At 71.1% G+C, this 20,300-nt stretch carries 15 protein-coding genes; 7 read left to right on the forward strand and 8 right to left on the reverse strand.

What is annotated here, in order from left to right:
• The first annotated feature begins 36 nt into the window (after positions 1 to 36).
• Entirely contained in the window at positions 37 to 1,008 is a 972-nt protein-coding gene (locus QC282_RS15780; RefSeq protein WP_279550028.1) for a RecB family exonuclease, read from the forward strand.
• Between the two features lie 14 nt (positions 1,009 to 1,022).
• Positions 1,023 to 1,694 (forward strand): response regulator transcription factor, encoded by a 672-nt coding sequence (locus QC282_RS15785; protein ID WP_004002520.1) that lies wholly within the window; start codon positions 1,023 to 1,025, stop codon positions 1,692 to 1,694.
• Positions 1,695 to 1,804: 110 nt separating this feature from the next.
• Here the strand turns inward: QC282_RS15785 and QC282_RS15790 are convergent, their stop codons facing one another.
• The 4 genes from QC282_RS15790 to metH all read right to left on the reverse strand — a co-directional run bounded on the left by QC282_RS15790 (position 1,805) and on the right by metH (position 9,859).
• Positions 1,805 to 3,385, reverse strand: a complete 1,581-nt coding sequence (locus QC282_RS15790) for an ABC transporter substrate-binding protein (protein ID WP_279550029.1) — start codon at positions 3,383 to 3,385, stop codon at positions 1,805 to 1,807.
• 96 nt (positions 3,386 to 3,481) lie between these two features.
• Positions 3,482 to 5,077, reverse strand: coding sequence for an ABC transporter substrate-binding protein (locus tag QC282_RS15795; protein WP_279550030.1), 1,596 nt, complete (start codon positions 5,075 to 5,077; stop codon positions 3,482 to 3,484).
• Positions 5,078 to 5,512: 435 nt separating this feature from the next.
• Positions 5,513 to 6,211 (reverse strand): HAD family phosphatase, encoded by a 699-nt coding sequence (locus tag QC282_RS15800; RefSeq protein ID WP_279550031.1) that lies wholly within the window; start codon positions 6,209 to 6,211, stop codon positions 5,513 to 5,515.
• Between the two features lie 129 nt (positions 6,212 to 6,340).
• Entirely contained in the window at positions 6,341 to 9,859 is a 3,519-nt protein-coding gene (gene metH / locus QC282_RS15805) for a methionine synthase (RefSeq protein ID WP_279550032.1), read from the reverse strand.
• A gap of 310 nt (positions 9,860 to 10,169) precedes the next feature.
• Here metH and QC282_RS15810 point away from each other — a divergent pair, with 310 nt between their 5' ends.
• From QC282_RS15810 to QC282_RS15830, 5 genes are all read left to right on the forward strand, one after another.
• The gene (locus tag QC282_RS15810; protein ID WP_279550033.1) at positions 10,170 to 10,934 is read left to right on the forward strand and encodes an IclR family transcriptional regulator; all 765 of its coding nucleotides are present in this window, start codon (positions 10,170 to 10,172) and stop codon (positions 10,932 to 10,934) included.
• Between the two features lie 357 nt (positions 10,935 to 11,291).
• The gene (locus tag QC282_RS15815; protein ID WP_279550034.1) at positions 11,292 to 12,086 is read left to right on the forward strand and encodes an aquaporin family protein; all 795 of its coding nucleotides are present in this window, start codon (positions 11,292 to 11,294) and stop codon (positions 12,084 to 12,086) included.
• A 91-nt stretch (positions 12,087 to 12,177) separates the two neighbouring features.
• Positions 12,178 to 13,716 (forward strand): glycerol kinase GlpK, encoded by a 1,539-nt coding sequence (gene glpK / locus QC282_RS15820; protein ID WP_279550035.1) that lies wholly within the window; start codon positions 12,178 to 12,180, stop codon positions 13,714 to 13,716.
• An 8-nt stretch (positions 13,717 to 13,724) separates the two neighbouring features.
• On the forward strand, positions 13,725 to 15,341 hold the full coding sequence (locus QC282_RS15825) for a glycerol-3-phosphate dehydrogenase/oxidase (protein ID WP_279550036.1): 1,617 nt from the start codon (positions 13,725 to 13,727) through the stop codon (positions 15,339 to 15,341).
• A 290-nt stretch (positions 15,342 to 15,631) separates the two neighbouring features.
• Entirely contained in the window at positions 15,632 to 16,627 is a 996-nt protein-coding gene (locus QC282_RS15830; RefSeq protein WP_279550037.1) for a PAC2 family protein, read from the forward strand.
• 58 nt (positions 16,628 to 16,685) lie between these two features.
• On the opposite strand, the gene mshC is transcribed toward QC282_RS15830, so the two are convergent.
• The 4 genes from mshC to QC282_RS15850 all read right to left on the reverse strand — a co-directional run bounded on the left by mshC (position 16,686) and on the right by QC282_RS15850 (position 20,253).
• A complete protein-coding gene (gene mshC, locus QC282_RS15835; protein ID WP_279550038.1) occupies positions 16,686 to 17,915 on the reverse strand; it encodes a cysteine--1-D-myo-inosityl 2-amino-2-deoxy-alpha-D-glucopyranoside ligase in 1,230 nt (409 codons plus the stop codon).
• 110 nt (positions 17,916 to 18,025) lie between these two features.
• Entirely contained in the window at positions 18,026 to 18,859 is an 834-nt protein-coding gene (locus tag QC282_RS15840) for an SCO1664 family protein (protein ID WP_279550039.1), read from the reverse strand.
• Positions 18,823 to 19,413 (reverse strand): DUF3090 domain-containing protein, encoded by a 591-nt coding sequence (locus QC282_RS15845; protein ID WP_279550040.1) that lies wholly within the window; start codon positions 19,411 to 19,413, stop codon positions 18,823 to 18,825. Before QC282_RS15845 ends, QC282_RS15840 begins: the two co-directional genes overlap by 37 nt.
• 153 nt (positions 19,414 to 19,566) lie before the next feature.
• A complete protein-coding gene (locus QC282_RS15850) occupies positions 19,567 to 20,253 on the reverse strand; it encodes an MSMEG_4193 family putative phosphomutase (RefSeq protein WP_279550041.1) in 687 nt (228 codons plus the stop codon).
• Positions 20,254 to 20,300 lie beyond the last annotated feature (47 nt).

The following is a 20,300-nucleotide window of genomic DNA, read 5'->3' on the forward strand; positions in this document are numbered from 1 at the left end:
GGGCGCTGTCGGTGCCGGGCCGTAAGGTCTGTCGTCATGGAGACGAGCACCGACAGCGCCCCAGCCGCGACAGTGCCCCACGGCAGTCCTGCCCCGGCGGTGGATCCGGCGGGGCCGGCGGCGGCAGCGGTGGACCAGGGCGTGACCGGACCCGCCGCCACAGCGCCGGCTTCGCTGTCCCCTTCGCGTGCGAGCGACTTCATGCAGTGCCCGCTGCTGTACCGGTTCCGGGTCATCGACCGGCTGCCGGAGAAGCCCAGCGAGGCGGCGACCCGGGGCACGCTGGTGCACGCGGTGCTGGAGCGCCTCTTCGACGCCCCGGCGGCCGAGCGCACGGCGCCGCGCGCCAAGTCGCTGATCCCGGGCCAGTGGGACCGGCTGCGCGAGAGCCGGCCGGAGGTCGTCGAGCTGTTCGCCGACGACCCGGAGGGCGAGCGGATGGCGCGCTGGCTCGGTGAGGCGGAGCGGCTGGTCGAGCGCTGGTTCACGCTGGAGGACCCCACGCGTCTGGAGCCCGCCGAGCGGGAGCTGTTCGTGGAGACGGAGCTGGACTCCGGTCTCAGGCTGCGCGGCATCATCGACCGGGTGGACGTGGCGCCCACCGGCGAGGTGCGCATCGTCGACTACAAGACGGGCAAGGCACCCCGGCCGGAGTACGCCGAGGGCGCGCTGTTCCAGATGAAGTTCTACGCCCTGGTGGTGTGGCGGCTGAAGCAGGTCGTCCCGCGGCGGCTGCAGCTGGTGTACCTCGGCAGCGGTGACGTCCTGACGTACGACCCGGTGGTCGCCGACCTGGAGCGGGTCGAGCGCAAGCTGCTGGCGCTGTGGGACGCGATCCGGCAGGCGACGGAGACGGGTGACTGGCGGCCGCGCCCGACGAAGCTGTGCGGCTGGTGCGACCACCAGGCGCACTGCCCGGAGTTCGGCGGCACTCCCCCGCCGTATCCGCTGCCGGTGAGGGCGCCCGAGTCGGACGCCGCCGCGCAGGGCAGAATGGGGCCGGACTAGCGAAGGAGACTTACGTGGCCATCCGCGTCCTACTGGTCGACGACCAGCCCCTGCTGCGTACGGGCTTCCGGATGATCCTGGAGGCCGAGCAGGACATCGCGGTCGTCGGCGAGGCCGGAGACGGCCTCCAGGCGCTCGACCAGGTGCGGGCCCTGCAGCCCGATGTGGTGCTGATGGACATCCGCATGCCGCGGATGGACGGCGTGGAGGCGACCCGGCAGATCACCGGCCCCGGGCGGGACGGCCCGGCGAAGGTGCTGGTGCTGACCACCTTCGACCTGGACGAGTACGTGGTGGAGGCGCTGAAGGCCGGGGCGAGCGGCTTCCTGCTGAAGGACGCCCCGGCCAACGAACTGGTGCAGGCGATCCGCGTGGTGGCGGCCGGTGAGGCGATGCTCGCGCCGAGCATCACGCGGCGGCTGCTCGACAAGTACGCCACGCATCTGCCGTCCGGCGAGGAGCCCGTCCCGGACACGTTGCACACGCTGACCGATCGTGAGGTTGAGGTGCTGAAGCTGGTGGCGCGCGGGCTGTCCAACGCGGAGATCGCGGCCGACCTGTTCGTCAGCGAGACCACCGTCAAGACGCACGTGGGGCACGTGCTGACCAAGCTGGGGCTGCGCGACCGCGTGCAGGCCGCGGTGTACGCGTACGAGAGCGGTCTGGTGCGCCCCGGCGCGCAGTAGGCCCCGCCCGCGCTCACGGCCCCGCCGCGCACACGAGAGGGCGCCCTCACCGCCGGAACTCCGGTGCCGAGGGCGCCCTTTTCGCGTTGCCGTGCGGCGGCGTGCCCGGCTCAGCCCTTGCTGAGCTCCCAGAAGCGGAACACGGTCGAGGCGTCGAGGCAGTACTCCAGGCCGTAGACGCCGTCGCGGACCACCGCGTACTGCTTGCCCTGCCAGACCGGGAGCATGGGCACGTCCTCGGCGACGATGTCCTGAATGCGGCCGTAGTCCTTGTCGGTCGCGGAGCGGTCGCTCTGGGCGGCGGTGCTCGGGATGAGCGAGCCGGTGATGGCGCGGTTCGTGTAGTTGTTGCCGAGCACGTTGTCCTTGCCGAAGAACGGGGCCGTGAAGTTGTCGGCGTCCGGGTAGTCGGGCACCCAGCCCTTCACGTACACGCCGTACTTGCCGGCGGCGATGTCCTTCTCGTACTGCTCGAAGGGCACGGACCGCATCTCGGCGTCGAACAGGCCGCTGGCGTTGAGCTGCTTGGCGATGGCCGCCAACTCGTCGTCGGTGGCCGGGCCGTAGCGGGACGGGGTGGACCACAGGGTCAGCTTCACCTTGCCGGTGATGCCGTCGGCGCGCAGCGCGGCCTGGGCCCTGGCCTTGTCGGGGTGGGCGCCGTAGGCGTCGAAGAAGGCCGTGTTGTGGCCCGCGATACCGGCCGGAACGATCGAGTACAGCGGGGTCGCGGTGCCCTGGTGGACGTCCCGGATGAGCGCCTCGCGGTCGATCAGGTGGGCGATGGCCTTGCGTACGCCGAGCTTGCCGGCCACCGGGTCGTCCATGTTGAACACCAGGTGCTGGACCTCGGCGCTGTTGCCCTCGACGATGTCGACGCCGGACGAGGGGCCGCCCTGCTCGATGTCGGCGATGTCGTCGGCGGTGAGTCCGCGGTAGGCGATGTCGACGTCACCCTCCTGGACGGCCTTCTTCAGGCCGGCCTGGTCGCCGTGGAAGAACTTGAGGGTCACGCCGCCGTTCTGGATGTCGGCGGTGCCCTTGTAGTGCTCGTTGACGGAGAAGACGGCCTCGTCGTCGTTGAACGACTCCAGCTTGTACGGGCCGGAGCCGACCGCCCTGCCGTCCTCGCGCAGCCGGCCGGCCTCGTACTGCCGGTGGTCGACGATGGAGCCCGCGCCGGAGGCGATCTTGCTCGGGAAGGTGGCGTCCGGCGTGTTCAGCTTGAAGACGACCGTCTTCTCGTCCGGCGTCTCGACCTTGTCGAGCGTGGGGAACATGATCGCGGGGCCGGCGTCGTCATTGATCTTCAGCATGCGGTCGAAGGAGAACTTGACGTCCTTCGAGGTGAGCGCCGCGCCGTTGCTGAACTTCAGGCCGTCCTTCAGCGTGCACCGGTAGACCTTCGTCTCCGTGCCCGTGAAGGAGCACTCCTCGGCGGCCTCGGGCTGCGGTTCGGTGCCTCCCTTGGGGAAGCTGAGCAGCGACTGGAAGACGTTGTTGAACAGCAGCCAGGAACCGGGGTCGTAGCCGGAGGCGGGGTCCGTGGCGAGGACGTCGTCCGACATCCCCATCACCACGTTGGAGTCGTTGCCTCCGGATCCGCCGGTCTCTGTTCCGCATCCGGCCAGCAGGCCGGAGGCCAGCCCCGCCACGATGGGGAGAACGGGCCACTGGTTGCGAATGTTCACGTGCAGGTGCCTTCTCGTCGTTTCGTCGTCCCGGGGCCGCGGTCACGTACCCCCGGTGTACGGGGCCGCTGTTGGCGGCCCCGGTGGCGGGAGGTGTCAGCCGCTCACGCCGCGGCCGAGCTCCCAGAGCTGAAGGGTCGAGGACGAGTTGAGCACGTACGCGGTGCCCGTGACGTCACCCCGCACGGCGACGTACTCCTTGCCCTGCCACAGCGGCAGCACGGGCACGTCCTCGGCGACGATGTCCTGGATGGACTGGAGGCTCGGGGCGGCGGACAGCCGGTCGGCCTCGCGGCGGGACTCCGGGATCAGGTCGGTGCGGACCCGGCCGTTGGCGTACGGGGAGCCGAGGAAGTTGTCCTTGTCGAGGAACGGCGCGAGGAAGTTGTCGGCGTCGGGGAAGTCCGGGAACCAGCCCATGCCGTAGACCTCGTACTCGCCCTTCTGCTCGGCCGGGCGGAACGTCGACCACGGGGTGCCCTTGATGCGGACGTCGAACAGGCCGCTGGCGTTGAGCTGCTTGCGCAGCACCTCGAACTCGTCCTTGGTGGCCGGACCGTAGTGGTCGGTCGTGTAGTGCAGCGTCAGCTTCACCGGGGTGGTGATGTCGGCCTGTTCGAGCAGCGACCTGGCCTTGTCGGGGTCGGGGTCGCCGTACTTGTTGAAGAACGAGTTGGAGTGGCCGGTGATGCTGGCCGGGACGAGCGAGTACAGGGGCTCGGCCTGGGAGCCGTAGACCTTGGAGATGAGTTCGCTGCGGTTGACGATCTGGGCCATGGCCTGCCGGACGGCCTTGGACTTCACGGTGGGGTCCGCGGTGTCGAAGGCCAGGTAGCGGATGCCCAGGCCGGGCGTCTCGATCAGGTCGACGTCGCCGGAGCCGTTGGACAGCTCGCGGATCTGCTCCGGCGACATCGTGCGGGTCATCAGGTCGATCTCGCCCTCCTCCAGCGCCTTGCCCATGGCGTCGGCGTCCTCGTAGGCGACCATCTCGACCTGGCTGTTCTTCACGTCCAGGGCGCCCTTGTACTTGGGGTTCCTGGTGAAGACGGCCTTGACCAGCTCGTCGCCCCGCACCTCCGACTTGAGGCGGTAGGGACCGGAGCCGTCGACCGCGAAGCCGTCCCGCAGCCGGTCCTTGGGGTACTCGTCGGCGTTGACGATGCCGGCGACCGGCGTGGACAGCTTGAACGGGAACGTGGCGTCGGCCGACTTGAGGTGGAAGATGACCTCGCGCTCGCCCTGCGTCTCGATGGTGTCGATGTTCGACAGCAGGGCGAAGACACCGCTGTCGGCCTTGATGGAGAGGGCGCGGTCGATGGAGTACTTGACGTCGGCCGCGGTCACGGCGTCGCCGTTCGAGAACGTGAGGCCGTCGCGCAGGGTGCACGCGTAGCGCTCGTTGCCGGTGTCGGTGAACCCGCACTTCTCGGCGGCCTCGGGCACGGGGTCGCCCTCGCCGCGCGGCTGGACCATCAGGGTCTGCACGGTCTGGCGCAGGATGTTCCAGGGGCCGACGTCGTAGGCGTAGGCGGGGTCGAACGGTGCGGGAGCGTCCTTCGAGGCGGTGAACCGGTCGGTGGTGCCGACAACGATGCCGTCGCCTTGGCCGCTTCCGGATCCACCGCAGGCGGCGAGCACCGGCACGAGCAGACCGAGCACGGCCGGCGGCACCAGGGTCTTGCGGTTCATTCTCGAGTTTCTCCACAGCTGTCAGATCCGTGTACCCGGCATGCAGGGGTGTCGCGGCGGGGGCACGGGGAAGGGGGTGACGTCCTCGTGACGAGATTAGTCCGCGCCCGCAGGCCGCTTCGCCGCGCCCGGAGTTGAGCCCTCATCACGCAGCGGAACCGGGCGTGGACTCACCGGAAACCTGACACCGGAAGGATTAGTACAGGGTTCCATCAAATGGGACACAAGGGCACGTCGGCGGTGCCCGAAATGGGCGGACCGCACCCGCCGGACCCTTCACCGGCCCTCGCTCGCGTGGCGAACCTCACACGCCCGGCGCATGCCCCCCGTCCCGCAATTCGGCCACACGTACGGGCCGAATTCATTCGCACATCAGCCCGGGAATTCCCGTTCAATCGGCCGTCGCACGCCAGGTGAACGCCCGTCGCATTTCCGTCATCGCGCGGCGATCAGGCTCCGCAGAAAAGCCAGGTCGACCTCTTCGAGGGAGGTCACGACCGTGCGCCGGCCGGCCGGGGCGACGGGCGCCACGGACGGCACCGCCACGACGTGGCAGCCCGCGGCCTCCGCCGACGCGATGCCCGTCGCGGTGTCCTCGACGACGGCGCATCTGGCCGGGTCCGCGCCGAGCCCTGCGGCGGCCACCAGATAGGGATCGGGGTGCGGCTTGGTGCGCGCCACCTCGTCACCGGCGACCGACAGCGCGAAGTGCCGGGGGCCGAGGCGGTCCAGCACACGGTCGATGATGCGCCGGTGGGAGGCGGAGACCAGGGCCGTCGGGACCTCGTGCTCGTACAGTTCGGTGAGCAGCCGGGCCGCGCCCGGCATCAGCGGCAGCGCCTGGTCGATGCGCTCCTCGAAGCCCTTGTTCAGCAGGACGGTCAGCTCGGGAAGGGTGATGTCGGCGCCCGTGACCTCGATCAGGAACCCGGCGCTGCGGGTCATGGGGCCGCCGACCACGACATGGCGCCAGGACTCGTCCAGGGTGTGCCCGAGGGAGGCGAAGACCTCGACCTCGACGTCCCACCAGAAGCCCTCGGTGTCCACCAGGGTGCCGTCCATGTCCAGAAGCACCGCCTGCAGGGCTGAGCCTTCGGCCGTACGGGTTCCGAGCGCGGGGACCGTACTGGTCATCCGGGCGCACCTCCTTGAGGGACGTTCAGGCCGGTTCCCACGGGGGAACCGGCCTGCGGTGGACCGATCAGTCTACGTCGTCCGCGAACGTTTCGCCTCGTTCATCCCGCGTGCCCCTGGCACACCGGCTCAGCGGGCGTTGAAGTACTTCGCCTCCGGGTGGTGGATGACGATGGCGTCGGTGGACTGCTCCGGGTGCAGCTGGAACTCCTCCGACAGCCGCACGCCGATGCGCTCCGGCTCCAGCAGGCCGGCGATCTTCGCGCGGTCCTCCAGGTCGGGGCAGGCGCCGTAGCCGAGGGAGAAGCGGGCGCCGCGGTACTTCAGCGCGAACATGTCCTCCATCTCGGCCGGGTCCTCGCCGGCGAAGCCGAGTTCGCCGCGCACGCGCGCGTGCCAGTACTCGGCGAGCGCCTCGGCCAACTGCACGGACAGCCCGTGCAGTTCGAGGTAGTCCCGGTAGGCGTTGGCCTCGAACAGCCGCGCCGTCTCCTCGCCGATGCGGGAGCCCACGGTGACGACCTGGAGGCCGACGACGTCCGTCTCGCCGGACTCCTCGGGGCGGAAGAAGTCGGCCAGGCACAGCCGGCGGCCGCGGCGCTGGCGCGGGAAGGTGAAGCGGGTCCGCTCGTTGCCCTGTTCGTCCAGGATGATCAGGTCGTCGTCCTTGGAGACGCACGGGAAGTAGCCGTAGACGACGGCCGCCTCCAGCAGGTTGTCCGTCTGGAGCCGGTCGAGCAGGCCGCGCAGCCGGGGCCGGCCCTCGGTCTCGACCAGTTCCTCGTAGGTGGGTCCGTCACCGGTGCGGGCCTGCTTCAGGCCCCACTGGCCCTTGAACAGGGCGCCCTCGTCCAGCCAGGACGCGTACTCCTTGAGCTGGATGCCCTTGATCACGCGGGTGCCCCAGAAGGGCGGCTCGGGGACCGGGTTGTCGGTGGCGACGTCGGAGCGGACCGCGCCCTCGGCGGGACGCTCCTCGACCTCGACGGTGGCCGCCCTGACCCGGCGCTGCCTGAGCTCGGGGAGCTTCGCGCCGGGGACGCCGCGCTTGATGCCGATGAGCGCGTCCATCAGGCGCAGGCCCTCGAAGGCGTCCCGGGCGTAGCGGACCTCGCCGTCGTAGATCTCGTGCAGGTCCTGCTCGACGTAGGCCCGGGTGAGGGCGGCACCGCCGAGGATGACCGGGTACTTCGCGGCGAGGTCGCGGGCGTTGAGCTCCTCCAGGTTCTCCTTCATGATCACCGTGGACTTCACCAGGAGCCCGGACATGCCGATGACGTCGGCCCTGTGCTCCTCGGCGGCCTCCAGGATCGCGGAGACCGGCTGCTTGATGCCGAGGTTGACGACGTTGTAGCCGTTGTTGGACAGGATGATGTCCACGAGGTTCTTGCCGATGTCGTGGACGTCGCCCCGGACGGTGGCGAGGACGATGGTGCCCTTGCCGGCCTCGTCGCCCTCGACCTTCTCCATGTGCGGTTCGAGGTGGGCGACGGCGGTCTTCATGACCTCGGCGGACTGCAGCACGAACGGCAGCTGCATCTGGCCGGAGCCGAACAGCTCGCCGACGACCTTCATGCCGTCCAGCAGCGTCTCGTTGACGATGTCGAGCGCCGGGCGGGTCCGCAGCGCCTCGTCCAGGTCGGCCTCCAGGCCGTTGCGCTCGCCGTCGATGATGCGGCGCTTGAGTCGCTCGTCCAGCGGCAGCGCGGCCAGTTCCTCGGCCTTGCCGGCCTTGAGGGACTTGGCGGTGGCGCCCTCGAACAGGGCCATCAGCTTCTGCAGCGGGTCGTACCCCTCGCTGCGGCGGTCGTAGATCAGGTCGAGGGCCGTGCGGACCTCTTCCTCGCTGAAGCGGGCGATGGGCAGGATCTTCGACGCGTGCACGATCGCCGAGTCCAGGCCCGCCTTGACGCACTCGTCCAGGAAGACGGAGTTCAGCAGGATGCGGGCGGCCGGGTTGAGGCCGAAGGAGATGTTCGACAGGCCCAGCGTGGTCTGCACCCTCGGGTGGCGCCGCTTGAGCTCGCGGATGCCCTCGATGGTGGCGATGCCGTCCTTGCGGGACTCCTCCTGGCCGGTGCAGATCGTGAACGTCAGACAGTCGACGAGGATGTCCTCCTCGTGGATGCCCCAGTTGCCGGTCAGGTCGGCGATCAGGCGTTCGGCGATCTCGACCTTCTTCTCGGCGGTGCGGGCCTGGCCCTCCTCGTCGATGGTCAGCGCGATCAGCGCGGCGCCGTGCTCCTGGGCCAGCTTCGTGACCTTGGCGAAGCGGGACTCGGGGCCGTCGCCGTCCTCGTAGTTCACCGAGTTGATCACCGCGCGGCCGCCGAGCTTCTCCAGGCCGGCGCGGAGCACGTCGACCTCGGTGGAGTCCAGCACGATCGGCAGGGTCGAGGCGGTGGCGAAGCGGCCGGCCAGCTCGGCCATGTCGGCGACGCCGTCGCGGCCGACGTAGTCCACGCACAGGTCGAGCATGTGCGCGCCCTCGCGGATCTGCTCGCGCGCCATCTCCACGCAGTCGTCCCAGCGGGCCTCCAGCATGGCCTCGCGGAACTTCTTCGAGCCGTTGGCGTTGGTGCGCTCGCCGATCGCCAGGTACGAGGTGTCCTGGCGGAACGGCACGGTCTGGTAGAGGGAGGCGGCGCCCGGCTCGGGCTGCGGGCTGCGCTCGCCCGGGGCCAGGTCGCGGACCCGCTCGACGACCTGGCGCAGGTGCTCAGGGGTGGTGCCGCAGCAGCCGCCGACCAGGGAGAGGCCGTAGTCGCGGACGAAGTTCTCCTGCGCCTGGGCCAGCTCGGGGGCGGTCAGCGGGTAGTGCGCGCCGTCCGACGTGAGGACGGGCAGGCCGGCGTTCGGCATGCAGGACAGCGGCACGCGCGCGTGCCGGGCGAGGTAGCGCAGGTGCTCGCTCATCTCGGCCGGGCCGGTGGCGCAGTTCAGGCCGATCATGTCGATGCCGAGCGGCTCAAGCGCGGTGAGCGCGGCGCCGATCTCGGAGCCGAGCAGCATGGTGCCGGTGGTCTCGACGGTGACCGACACGATGAGCGGCACGTCGTGGCCGGTGGCCTCCATGGCGCGCCGGGCGGCGACGACGGACGCCTTGGTCTGGAGCAGGTCCTGCGTGGTCTCCACGAGCAGCGCGTCGGCGCCGCCGGCGAGCAGGCCCTCGGCGTTTCGCTGGTAGGCGTCGCGGATCGCGGCGTACGTGGTGTGGCCGAGGGTGGGGAGCTTGGTGCCGGGGCCCATGGAGCCGAGCACCCAGCGCTGCTGTCCGGTCCGCTCGGTGAACTCGTCGGCGACCTCGCGGGCGATGCGGGCGCCGGCCTCGGACAGCTCGACGATCCGGTCGGCGATGTCGTACTCGCCGAGGGCGGCGAGGTTGGCGCCGAAGGTGTTGGTCTCCACGCAGTCCACGCCGGCGGCGTAGTACTCGGTGTGGACCGAGCGGACGATGTCGGGCCGGGTGACGTTCAGGATCTCGTTGCAGCCTTCGAGGTTCTCGAAGTCCTCCAGCGTCGGGTCCTGGGCCTGGAGCATGGTGCCCATCGCTCCGTCGGCGACCACCACACGGGTGGCGAGTGCCTCGCGGAGGGCGGACGCGCGGGTCCGGCTGTCGGCGGTAGGGGTCGGCGGCAACGAGGCCATGAAAGGGCTCCCTTTGATGCGACGGCTGTCGGCTTTGCGTCTGTCCGCAGAGAGCTCACGTGGAACTCCCGGGCGGTGACGCACGTCGCCAGGGTAGCCGGGACCGGGGGCCGATGGTCAGAGGGTCCACAGGCCGGACGAGGATGGCGGGCGGCGCGGCGTCCGGACAGGCTGCGGGGTGGCGGACGGCGTAACACGAATTGGCCGACCATTAGCGGCAGGTCGGCATGGACCGGTAGTGTTCGGCATTGCCGAACAGCGGCAGCGACGTCGCGGGTCGACGGTCGAAGGGGACGGAGGCAGGACGGCGATGGCACGGAACATCCAGTCGCTCGAACGGGCGGCCGCGATGCTGCGGCTGCTCGGGGGCGGCGAGCGGCGGCTCGGCCTGTCGGACATCGCCTCGTCCCTGGGCCTCGCCAAGGGCACCGCCCACGGAATCCTGCGCACCCTCCAGCAGGAGGGCTTCGTCGAGCAGGACGAGGCCTCCGGTCGCTACCAGCTGGGCGCCGAGCTGCTGCGGCTGGGCACGACCTACCTCGACGTGCACGAACTGCGGGCGCGGGCCCTGGTCTGGACGGACGACCTGGCCCGGTCAAGCGGCGAGAGCGTGTACCTGGGCGTCCTGCACCAGCAGGGCGTCCTCATCGTGCACCACGTCTTCCGGCCCGACGACAGCCGCCAGGTCCTGGAGATCGGGGCCATGCAGCCGCTGCACTCCACGGCCCTCGGCAAGGTCCTGTCGGCCTACGACCCGGTGGCGCACAGCGAGGCCCTGGAGGCCGACCGCAAGGCGTTCACCGACCGGACCGTCTGCGACCTGGAGAGTTTCGAGCAGATCCTCGACATGACACGCGCGCGGGGCTACGCGGCGGACGTCGAGGAGACCTGGGAGGGCGTCGCGTCGGTCGCCGCCCCCATCCACGACCGGCGCCGCATGCCGGTCGGCTCGGTCGGCATCACGGGCGCCGTGGAGCGGCTGTGCCGGGACGGGGAGCTGCGCCCCGAGCTGATCGCCGCGGTGCGCGACTGCGCCCGCGCGGTTTCCCGGGACCTGGGTGCCGGGCGGTTCTGAAGCACGTCCCGCTGGGCAGGGTGAGACCGGAACGCCGCACGGCGTTCCGGCCGGCGTCGCGTCCGGACGCCGGCCGGGGCAGGCACCCGAGGCACGGGGGCGCCGCGGACCACGGGGATCGATAGCACACGACGATCAATAACGATCGTGTTTTCGATTACAGAGCCCTTGACGCACGCGTGACGCCACAGCGAGACTCCACGTCCATCGGTCGGCATTGTCGAACACCTACCGGCAATACGCGTTAGAGTGTGGCAACGCCAAGGGCCGGCATCGCTCTCATCACCTGAGGGCGCCAGAACTCCCGGAGGGACCCGGGGTTCGGCTTCCCCTGGACGAAGGACAAAGGAGTCGCGGGTGTCCAGCTCCGACATCTTCATCGGCGAGACCATCGGTACCGCCATACTCATCCTGCTCGGCGGCGGCGTCTGCGCCGCCGTGACGCTGAAGGCCTCCAAGGCCCGCAACGCCGGTTGGCTCGCCATCGCCTTCGGGTGGGGCTTCGCCGTCATGACGGCGGTGTACATCTCCGGGCCGCTGTCCGGCGCCCACCTCAACCCGGCCGTCACGTTCGCGCTCGCCATCAAGGACGGCGAGTGGGGCGACGTGCCGGTCTACTTCGCCGGCCAGTTCCTCGGTGCCATGATCGGCGCGGCGCTGGTCTGGGTGGCCTACTACGGCCAGTTCCTCGCCCACCTCACCGACCGGGAGATCGTCGGCGGCCCCGGCGCGCAGGACACCGCGGCCAAGGCCGTCGAGGCCCAGGAGAAGGGCGCGGGCCCGGTCCTGGGCATCTTCTCCACCGGCCCCGAGGTCCGTAACCCGGTGCTGAACCTCCTCACGGAGATCATCGGCACGGTCGTCCTGCTGCTCGCGGTCCTCACCCAGGGCCTCAACGCCGAGGGCGACGGCCTCGGCGTGCTGGGCGGCCTGATCACCGCCCTCGTGGTGGTGTCGATCGGTCTGTCCCTCGGCGGCCCGACCGGCTACGCGATCAACCCGGCCCGCGACCTCGGCCCGCGCATCGTGCACGCCCTGCTCCCCCTGCCCAACAAGGGCGGCTCCGACTGGAGCTACTCCTGGGTCCCGGTGGTCGGTCCGCTGATCGGCGGAGCCATAGCGGCGGGCATCTACAACGTCGCCTTCGCGTGAGCATCATCTCCGGGAGCCGTCCGGCTCCCCCGAAGGCACCGCCATTCGCCGCAGACACCGCCCCTCACCACGGAATCCCCAGGAGCACACAGTGACCGACGCGCACACCGCCGGCCCGTTCATCGCGGCCATCGACCAGGGCACGACCTCCAGCCGCTGCATCGTCTTCGACCGCGACGGACGCATCGTCTCCGTCGACCAGAAGGAGCACGAGCAGATCTTCCCGAAGCCGGGCTGGGTCGAGCACAACGCCACCGAGATCTGGACGAACGTCCAGGAGGTCGTCGCCGGAGCCGTCGCCAAGGCCGGCATCACCCGCGACGACATCAAGGCCATCGGCATCACCAACCAGCGCGAGACCACCGTGCTGTGGGACAGGAACACCGGTGAGCCCGTCCACAACGCCATCGTCTGGCAGGACACCCGCACCGACGCCCTGTGCAGGGAACTCGGCCGCAACGTCGGCCAGGACCGCTTCCGCCGCGAGACCGGCCTGCCGCTGGCCTCCTACTTCGCCGGCCCCAAGGCCCGCTGGCTGCTCGACAACGTCGACGGCCTCAAGGAGCGCGCCGAGGCGGGCGACATCCTCTTCGGCACCATGGACAGCTGGGTCATCTGGAACCTGACCGGCGGCACGGACGGCGGCAAGCACGTCACCGACGTCACCAACGCCTCCCGCACCATGCTGATGAACCTCCACACCATGGAGTGGGACGACCGCATCTGCGAGTCCATCGGCGTGCCGAAGCAGATCCTCCCCGAGATCCGCTCCTCCGCCGAGGTCTACGGCGAGATCACCGGCGGCAAGCTGGGCGACCTGCTCGGCGGCATCCCGGTCGCCTCCGCGCTCGGCGACCAGCAGGCGGCGCTGTTCGGCCAGACCTGCTTCGCCGAGGGCGAGACCAAGTCGACGTACGGCACCGGCACCTTCATGGTGATGAACACCGGCGACAAGATCATCAACTCCTACAGCGGGCTGCTGACCACCGTCGGCTACAAGATCGGCGACCAGGACACGGTCTACGCCCTGGAGGGCTCGATCGCCGTCACCGGTTCGCTGGTTCAGTGGATGCGCGACCAGATGGGGCTGATCTCCACCGCCGCCGAGATCGAGACGCTCGCGCTCTCCGTCGAGGACAACGGCGGCGCCTACTTCGTACCGGCCTTCTCCGGCCTGTTCGCCCCGTACTGGCGCTCCGACGCCCGCGGGGTGATCGCCGGCCTGACCCGGTACGTCACCAAGGCGCACCTCGCGCGCGCCGTGCTGGAGGCCACCGCCTGGCAGACGCGGGAGATCGCCGACGCCATGACCAAGGACTCCGGCGTGGAGCTGGCCGCCCTCAAGGTCGACGGCGGCATGACCTCCAACAACCTGCTGATGCAGACGCTCGCCGACTTCGTGGACGCCCCGGTGGTGCGCCCGATGGTCGCGGAGACCACCTGCCTCGGCGCCGCCTACGCCGCCGGTCTCGCCGTCGGCTTCTGGAACAGCACCGACGACCTGCGCGCCAACTGGCGGCGGGCCGCCGAGTGGACCCCACGCATGGACGCGGAAAAGCGCGACCGTGAGTACAAGAACTGGCTCAAGGCCGTCGAGCGGACCATGGGCTGGCTCGAGGACGAGGAGTAACACCCGACATGACCATTCAGCCCACCCTGCAGTCCGTGCCTGCCCTGGGCACGCGCCCGGCCCACGGCGTCGGCCCGAGCCGCGCCGAGACCCGGGAGCAGCTCGCCAAGGCGTCGTACGACCTTCTCGTGATCGGCGGCGGCATCCTCGGCATCTCCACCGCCTGGCACGCCGCGCAGGCCGGCCTCAGGGTGGCTCTGGTCGACGCCGGCGACTTCGCCGGCGCCACCTCCTCCGCCTCCTCCAAGCTCCTCCACGGCGGTCTGCGCTACCTGCAGACCGGCGCGGTGAAGCTGGTGGCGGAGAACCACTTCGAGCGCCGTGCGGTGTCCCGCCAGGTGGCCCCGCACCTGGTGAACCCGCTCACGTTCTACCTCCCCGTGTACAAGGGCGGGCCGCACGGCGCTGCGAAGCTGGGGGCCGGTGTCTTCGCGTACTCGATGCTGTCGGCCTTCGGCGACGGCGTCGGGCACCTGCTGTCCCCGGCGAAGGCGCAGCAGGACGTGCCCGAACTGCGCACCGAGAACCTCAAGGCCGTGGCCGTGTACGGCGACGACCAGATGAACGACGCGCGCATGGCGCTGATGACGGTCCGCGCGGCCGTCGAGGCGGGCGCGGTCGTGCTCAACCACGCCGAGGTCACCGGCCTGCGCTTCACCAGGGGCCGGGTCACCGGCGCCGAGCTGCGCGACCGGCTGTCCGGCGACGAGTTCGGCGTGAGCGCCCGCCTGGTGCTCAACGCGACCGGCCCGTGGGTCGACCACCTGCGCCGCATGGAGGACCCGAACGCGGCGCCGTCGATCCGTCTGTCGAAGGGCGCGCACCTGGTCCTGAAGCGCACCTCGCCGTGGAAGGCGGCGCTCGCCACCCCGATCGACAAGTACCGCATCACCTTCGCCCTCCCGTGGGAGGACATGCTGCTGCTCGGCACGACCGACGAGGAGTTCGAGGGCGACCCGGCGGACGTCGCCGTCAACGACAAGGACATAGCGCAGATCCTCGACGAGGCCGCGTTCTCCATCCGCGACCAGCAGCTCGACCGCGACCTCATCACGTACGCCTTCGCCGGTCTGCGGGTGCTGCCGGGCGGCCCCGGCGACACCGCGAAGGCCAAGCGGGAGACCGTGGTGACCGAGGGCAGGGGCGGCATGCTGTCCGTCGCCGGCGGCAAGTGGACGACGTTCCGCCACATCGGCCGTACGGTGATGCAGAAGCTCCAGGCGCTGCCGGGTCACCCGCTCGGCGACGACTTCGAACCGATCTCCGCACTGCCGAAGAAGCTGCCGCTGCCGGGTGTCGCCAACCCGCGCGCGGTCGCCCACCGGCTGCTCGTCGACAACCCGGCGCCGGGCCCGCGCATGGCCGCCGACACGGCCCGGCACCTGGCCACCCACTACGGCTCGCTGGCCTTCGACATCGCCCGCATCGCCAACGAGAGCCCGGAGCTCGGCGAGCGGGTCCACCCGGACGCCCCGGAGATCTGGGCGCAGGTCGTCTACGCCCGGGACAACGAGTGGGCCGAGACGGCCGACGACGTGCTGCGCCGCCGTACGACGCTCACGATCCGCGGCCTGGCCACCGACGAGATCCGGGCGAAGGTCCAGGGCCTGCTGGACGAGAAGTAACCGCGGCAGGGGTTCCGGCCCGAGGACGCCCACGGGCCGCCGCCCGTGGGAACGGCTCCCCCCGCACGGGGAGCCGGCGCGAGGGGCGGCTCCCCGCCGACGGAGCCGCCCCTTCCGCATGTCCGCGGATCCGCGGGCGATCTCTCCTTGAGCGAACGGGCCCCGGGTGTTCCGGGGCGGTGGCCGGGGCAGTGATGGGGGCACTGCCCCGTGCGAGGGGGCTGCGGGCGCCCGCGCGCCACGCCGTAAGGTTGGGGCGTACGTGAGGGCACGTCGGAAGGAGGCACTGGGTGATCGAGCTCGAGGGGGTTCCCGAGCTGATCGACCCGGTCATGGTGGCCGCGTTCGAGGGCTGGAACGATGCCGGCGACGCCGCCTCCACCGCGGTCGCGCATCTTGAACGGGAATGGAAGGGCGAGGTGTTCGCGGCGCTGGACGCCGAGGACTACTACGACTTCCAGGTGAACCGCCCCACGGTGTGGATGGACGCCGGCGTCCGGAAGATCACGTGGCCGACGACCCGGCTGTCGGTGGTGCGGGTCGGCGGTGACAAACCGCGCGACCTCGTCCTGGTCCGGGGCATCGAACCGTCCATGCGCTGGCGGTCGTTCTGCAACGAACTGCTCGGCTTCGCCCATGAGCTGGGCGTCGAGCTGGTGGTCGTGCTGGGCGCCCTGCTGGGCGACACCCCGCACACGCGTCCGGTGCCGATCAGCGGGACGACGTCCGATCCGGACCTGGCGCGCCGGATGGACCTGGAGGAGACCAAGTACGAAGGGCCCACGGGCATCGTCGGCGTCCTGCAGGAGGCCTGCACGCACGCCGGCGTTCCGGCCGTGTCGCTGTGGGCCGCCGTCCCGCACTACGTGTCGCAGCCGCCGAACCCGAAGGCGACGCTGGCCCTCCTGAACCGCCTGGAGGACCTGATCGACGTGCGCATCCCGCTGGGCGAGCTGCCCGAGGACGCGCGCGCCTGGCAGGTGGGCGTGGACCAGCTGGCCGCCGAGGACAGCGAGGTCGCCGAGTACGTGCAGACGCTGGAGGAGGCCCGCGACACCGCGGAGCTGCCGGAGGCCTCCGGCGAGGCGATCGCCCGCGAGTTCGAGCGGTACCTGCGGCGCCGGGACGGCTCCGGTCCTACGGGACCGGCCGGGCACGCCACCGCGGAGGGCGGCGACGGCCCGCCGGGCGCGCCGTACCTGCGGGACAACCCGAGCGGTCGTACGCGGCCCCCGAGACCGCCGAAGGCGGGCGGCTCCGACGACGAGGACCCGGCGGAGGACTGAGCGGGGCACAAGGAAGGGGCGGTGCGCTGCCGGCGCACCGCCCCTTCCTTGTGCCTGCCTACAGGGCGACGCCGAGCAGCGCGTCCACCGCGCGGGAGACCACGCCGGGCGCGCCCTCGTCCGTGCCGCCGGCGGTCCGCTGGAGCTCCACCCAGCGGTCGACCGCGGCGAGCGCGGCCGGGGCGTCCAGGTCGTTGGCGAGGGCCTCGCGGATCTCGTCCACGAGGGCCTCGGCGGGCGGGCCGTCGGGCCGGGAGACGGCGGCGCGCCAGCGGTCCAGCCGCACGAGGGCGTCGCGCAGCACCTGGTCGGTCCACTCCCAGTCGGCCCGGTAGTGGTGGGCGAGCAGGGCGAGGCGGACGGCGGCGGGGTCGACGCCCTCGCGGCGCAGCTGGGACACGAAGACGAGGTTGCCCTTGGACTTCGACATCTTCTCGCCGTGCAGGGCGACCATGCCGGCGTGCACGTACGCCTTGGCCATGGGGAACTCGCCGGTGAGCGCCTGGGCGTGCGAGGCGCCCATCTCGTGGTGCGGGAAGACCAGGTCGGAGCCGCCGCCCTGGACGTCGAAGCCCATGCCGAGGTGGTCGAGGGCGATGGCGACGCACTCGATGTGCCAGCCGGGCCGGCCGCGGCCGAGCGAACCGCCGTCCCAGCTGGGCTCGCCCTCGCGGGCCGCCATCCAGAGCATCGGGTCGAGCGGGTTCTTCTTGCCCGGCCGGTCGGGGTCGCCTCCGCGCTCGGCGGACAGCAGCCGCATCGCGGCGGCGTCGAGGTGGGAGACCTGGCCGAAGTGCGGGTCGGACTCCACGGAGAAGTAGATGTCGCCCTCCAGCTCGTAGGCGGCGCCGGCGTCGCGCAGCCGCTCGACGAGCGGGACGATCCCGGGTATCGCCTCGACCGCGCCGATGTACTGCTTAGGGGGCAGCATCCGCAGCGCCGTCATGTCCTCACGGAACAGGGCGGTCTCCCGCTCGGCGAGGTCGGCCCAGTCCAGGTCGTCCCGCTGCGCGCGTTCCAGCAGCGGGTCGTCGACGTCGGTGACGTTCTGGACGTAGTGAACCTGCCGCTTGGTGTCGAGCCACACGCGCTGCACGAGGTCGAACGCGTTGTAGGTCGCCGCGTGACCGATGTGGGTCGCGTCGTACGGGGTGATGCCGCAGACGTAGATACGGGCGACGGGACCGGGGTCGAGGGTGACGAGGCCGCCGGTCGCGGTGTCGTGGATCCTCAGGTCGCGGCCCTGACCAGGCAGGGCGGGGACCTCGGAAGCGGGCCAGGCATGCATGTCATGAGCCTAACCGGACGGATGTTCCGTACACGAACCGGTTGGCGCCGGATGGCCGGGAAGGCGCTCTTGCGCCGCCTGGGCCGTTGTGCTGCCGGGACGGCGGGGCGCTACACCGGCGGCCAGGGGATCGCCGGCCACTCGCCGCTCGGCCCGGGATGGGTGCGGGAGGCGAGCAGCGCGTCGACACGCGTGCGTGTGGCGTCGAGTTCGGCGGCGGTGATCAGCGGGGCGAGCCGCGCGGCGAGCGTCCCGCCCTCGGCGAGGTCGCCGCGGAGGCGTTCGAGGACGTCGGCCGCCTCCTCGGTCAGCGGCTCCCCCGCCCAGCCCCACAGCAGTGTGCGCAGCTTGTTCTCGACGTTGAAGGTGACCCCGTGGTCGATGGCGTACAGCCGGCCGTCGCCGGTGGGCAGCAGGTGGCCGCCCTTGCGGTCGGCGTTGTTGATGACGGCGTCCAGCACGGCGAGCCGCCGCAGCCGCTGGTCGTCGGCGTGCACGAGCAGCGCGGTGCGCCCCTCACCGACCTCGGCGAACCCGATCGCCTTCCAGCCGGGCTCGGGCTCCTCCCCCTCGACCAGGGCGAGCAGTCCGGCGTCGGGCGCCGCCTCGATCCACAGCTGGCACATGCCCTCGCCGTACGGCCCGTCCCGCAGCACGGTCGGCGGCACGAGGTCCCAGCCGGTCGCGCGGGAGACCTCGTAGGCGGCGACCTCGCGCTGCGCGAGGGTGCCGTCCGGGAAGTCCCACAGCGGGCGTTCCCCGGCGACGGGCTTGTAGACGCAGGCCGCCTCCCGCCCGTCCAGGGTCACCGTGCAGTACAGCGCCGCGTTGGACGCCTCACGAATGCGTCCGCGCACCGTCAGCTCGCCCGTGGCGAGCAGCTCGGCGGCGGCCGCGCCGGTGGTCGTCACGCTCCGCGGCGGTATCCGTTCTGGCGCGGACATACGTGTCCTTCCGGGTCGAGCGGGAGGCTGCACAGCGGGCACGGCGGCCGCCCGGCGTTGACGACGTCGAGGGCGCGCTTGGCGAAGGCCCGGGCCTGCGCGCCGGTCAGCCGGACCCGCAGCATCGGGGGCCCGTTCTCCTCGTCCTGGAGCAGCCGCTCCTCGGCCTCGGCGAGGTCCTCCTCGGAGTCGGCGTCCAGCTCCACGAGGGCCTGCGCCTCGACGATCATGCACTGGTCCTCGCCGTCCCAGGCGAGCGCCATGGTGCCGACCCGGAACTCCTCCTCGATGGGGGTGTCCAGCGGGGCGGTGTCGGCGATCTCGGTGGGCGCCACGGCGGGGACGGCCGCGCTGCCGCCGCTACGCCGTACGACCTCGTCGAGGAGCTCTTCCATGCGCTCGGCGAGCGCCGCGACCTGGGTCTTCTCCAGGGCCACGCTGGTCACCCGGGAGCCGGCGGAGGCCTGGAGGAAGAACGTACGGCGCCCTGGCAGTCCGACCGTACCGGCCACGAAACGGTCCGGTTGGTCGTAGAGGAACACCTGACGGGACACGTCCTGTCTCCATGGGAATCGGGGGCATCGGGGGAATCGGGGGGATAGAGGGAATCCGACCGAAGAGAGGCGAGGGAATCGAGCGATGAGGGGGAGCGGGTCGGAATGGTGGTTACGCAACGGTCGACCGCTTCACCCTACTGCGGCCGACGATCACGGTGCGCCCGCACCGCCCCCCACCGGGGCGTCGTCGGCCGGCGGCGCCTCGCGCGGCACCAGGGACGCGAAGTCGCCGGTGTCGCCGAGCCGGACGAGGAACGGCCTGAGCCGGGTGTAACGGATCGCGGTGATGGAACACGGTTCAACGGCAATCCGCTGGAAGAGGTCGAGATGAAGTCCGAGTGCGTCCGCGACAAGGGACTTGATGATGTCGCCGTGCGAGCACATGAGGAACACGGCGTCGGGGCCGTGGTCGCGCTCCACGCGCGCGTTCCACTCGTGCACCGCCTCGGCGGCCCGGTTCTGCATCGCGCGCATGGACTCCCCGCCGGGGAAGCGCACGGCCGACGGATGTGTCTGGACGACCTCCATCAGCGGCTCGTCCTTGAGTTCGGCGAGTTTGCGGCCGGTCCAGTCGCCGTAGTGGCACTCGCCGATGCGTTCGTCGGTGTGGACGGTGAGGCCGGGGCGGGCGTCCAGCAGCGGGCGGACGGTCTCCTGGCAGCGCTGCAGCGGGCTGCTGACGACCTCGGAGATCGGGAGCCCGGCGAGCCGGCCGGGCAGTGCGGCGGCCTGTGCGGCCCCGCGTTCGTCGAGGGCGACGCCGGGCGTCCAGCCGGCGAGCAGTCCCTCGGTGTTGGCGGTGGAACGTCCGTGCCGGACCAGGATCAGCGTGGGCATGCGGCCCAGGGTAGGCGCACGCCGGAGCGCAATGACGTACGAGCGAC

This window comes from Streptomyces sp. DH24 (assembly GCF_029813775.1).
GTDB lineage: Bacteria > Actinomycetota > Actinomycetes > Streptomycetales > Streptomycetaceae > Streptomyces.

What these genes read in the sequence shown, in the direction of transcription:
- QC282_RS15840 (WP_279550039.1), bottom strand. Translation starts at nt 18,859, where the DNA reads ATGTCCGCGCCAGAACGGATACCGCCGCGGAGCGTGACGACCACCGGC.
- QC282_RS15800 (WP_279550031.1), bottom strand. Translation starts at nt 6,211, where the DNA reads ATGACCAGTACGGTCCCCGCGCTCGGAACCCGTACGGCCGAAGGCTCA.
- QC282_RS15850 (WP_279550041.1), bottom strand. Translation starts at nt 20,253, where the DNA reads ATGCCCACGCTGATCCTGGTCCGGCACGGACGTTCCACCGCCAACACC.
- QC282_RS15780 (WP_279550028.1), top strand. Translation starts at nt 37, where the DNA reads ATGGAGACGAGCACCGACAGCGCCCCAGCCGCGACAGTGCCCCACGGC.
- QC282_RS15795 (WP_279550030.1), bottom strand. Translation starts at nt 5,077, where the DNA reads ATGAACCGCAAGACCCTGGTGCCGCCGGCCGTGCTCGGTCTGCTCGTG.
- QC282_RS15810 (WP_279550033.1), top strand. Translation starts at nt 10,170, where the DNA reads ATGGCACGGAACATCCAGTCGCTCGAACGGGCGGCCGCGATGCTGCGG.
- QC282_RS15825 (WP_279550036.1), top strand. Translation starts at nt 13,725, where the DNA reads ATGACCATTCAGCCCACCCTGCAGTCCGTGCCTGCCCTGGGCACGCGC.
- mshC (WP_279550038.1), bottom strand. Translation starts at nt 17,915, where the DNA reads ATGCATGCCTGGCCCGCTTCCGAGGTCCCCGCCCTGCCTGGTCAGGGC.
- metH (WP_279550032.1), bottom strand. Translation starts at nt 9,859, where the DNA reads ATGGCCTCGTTGCCGCCGACCCCTACCGCCGACAGCCGGACCCGCGCG.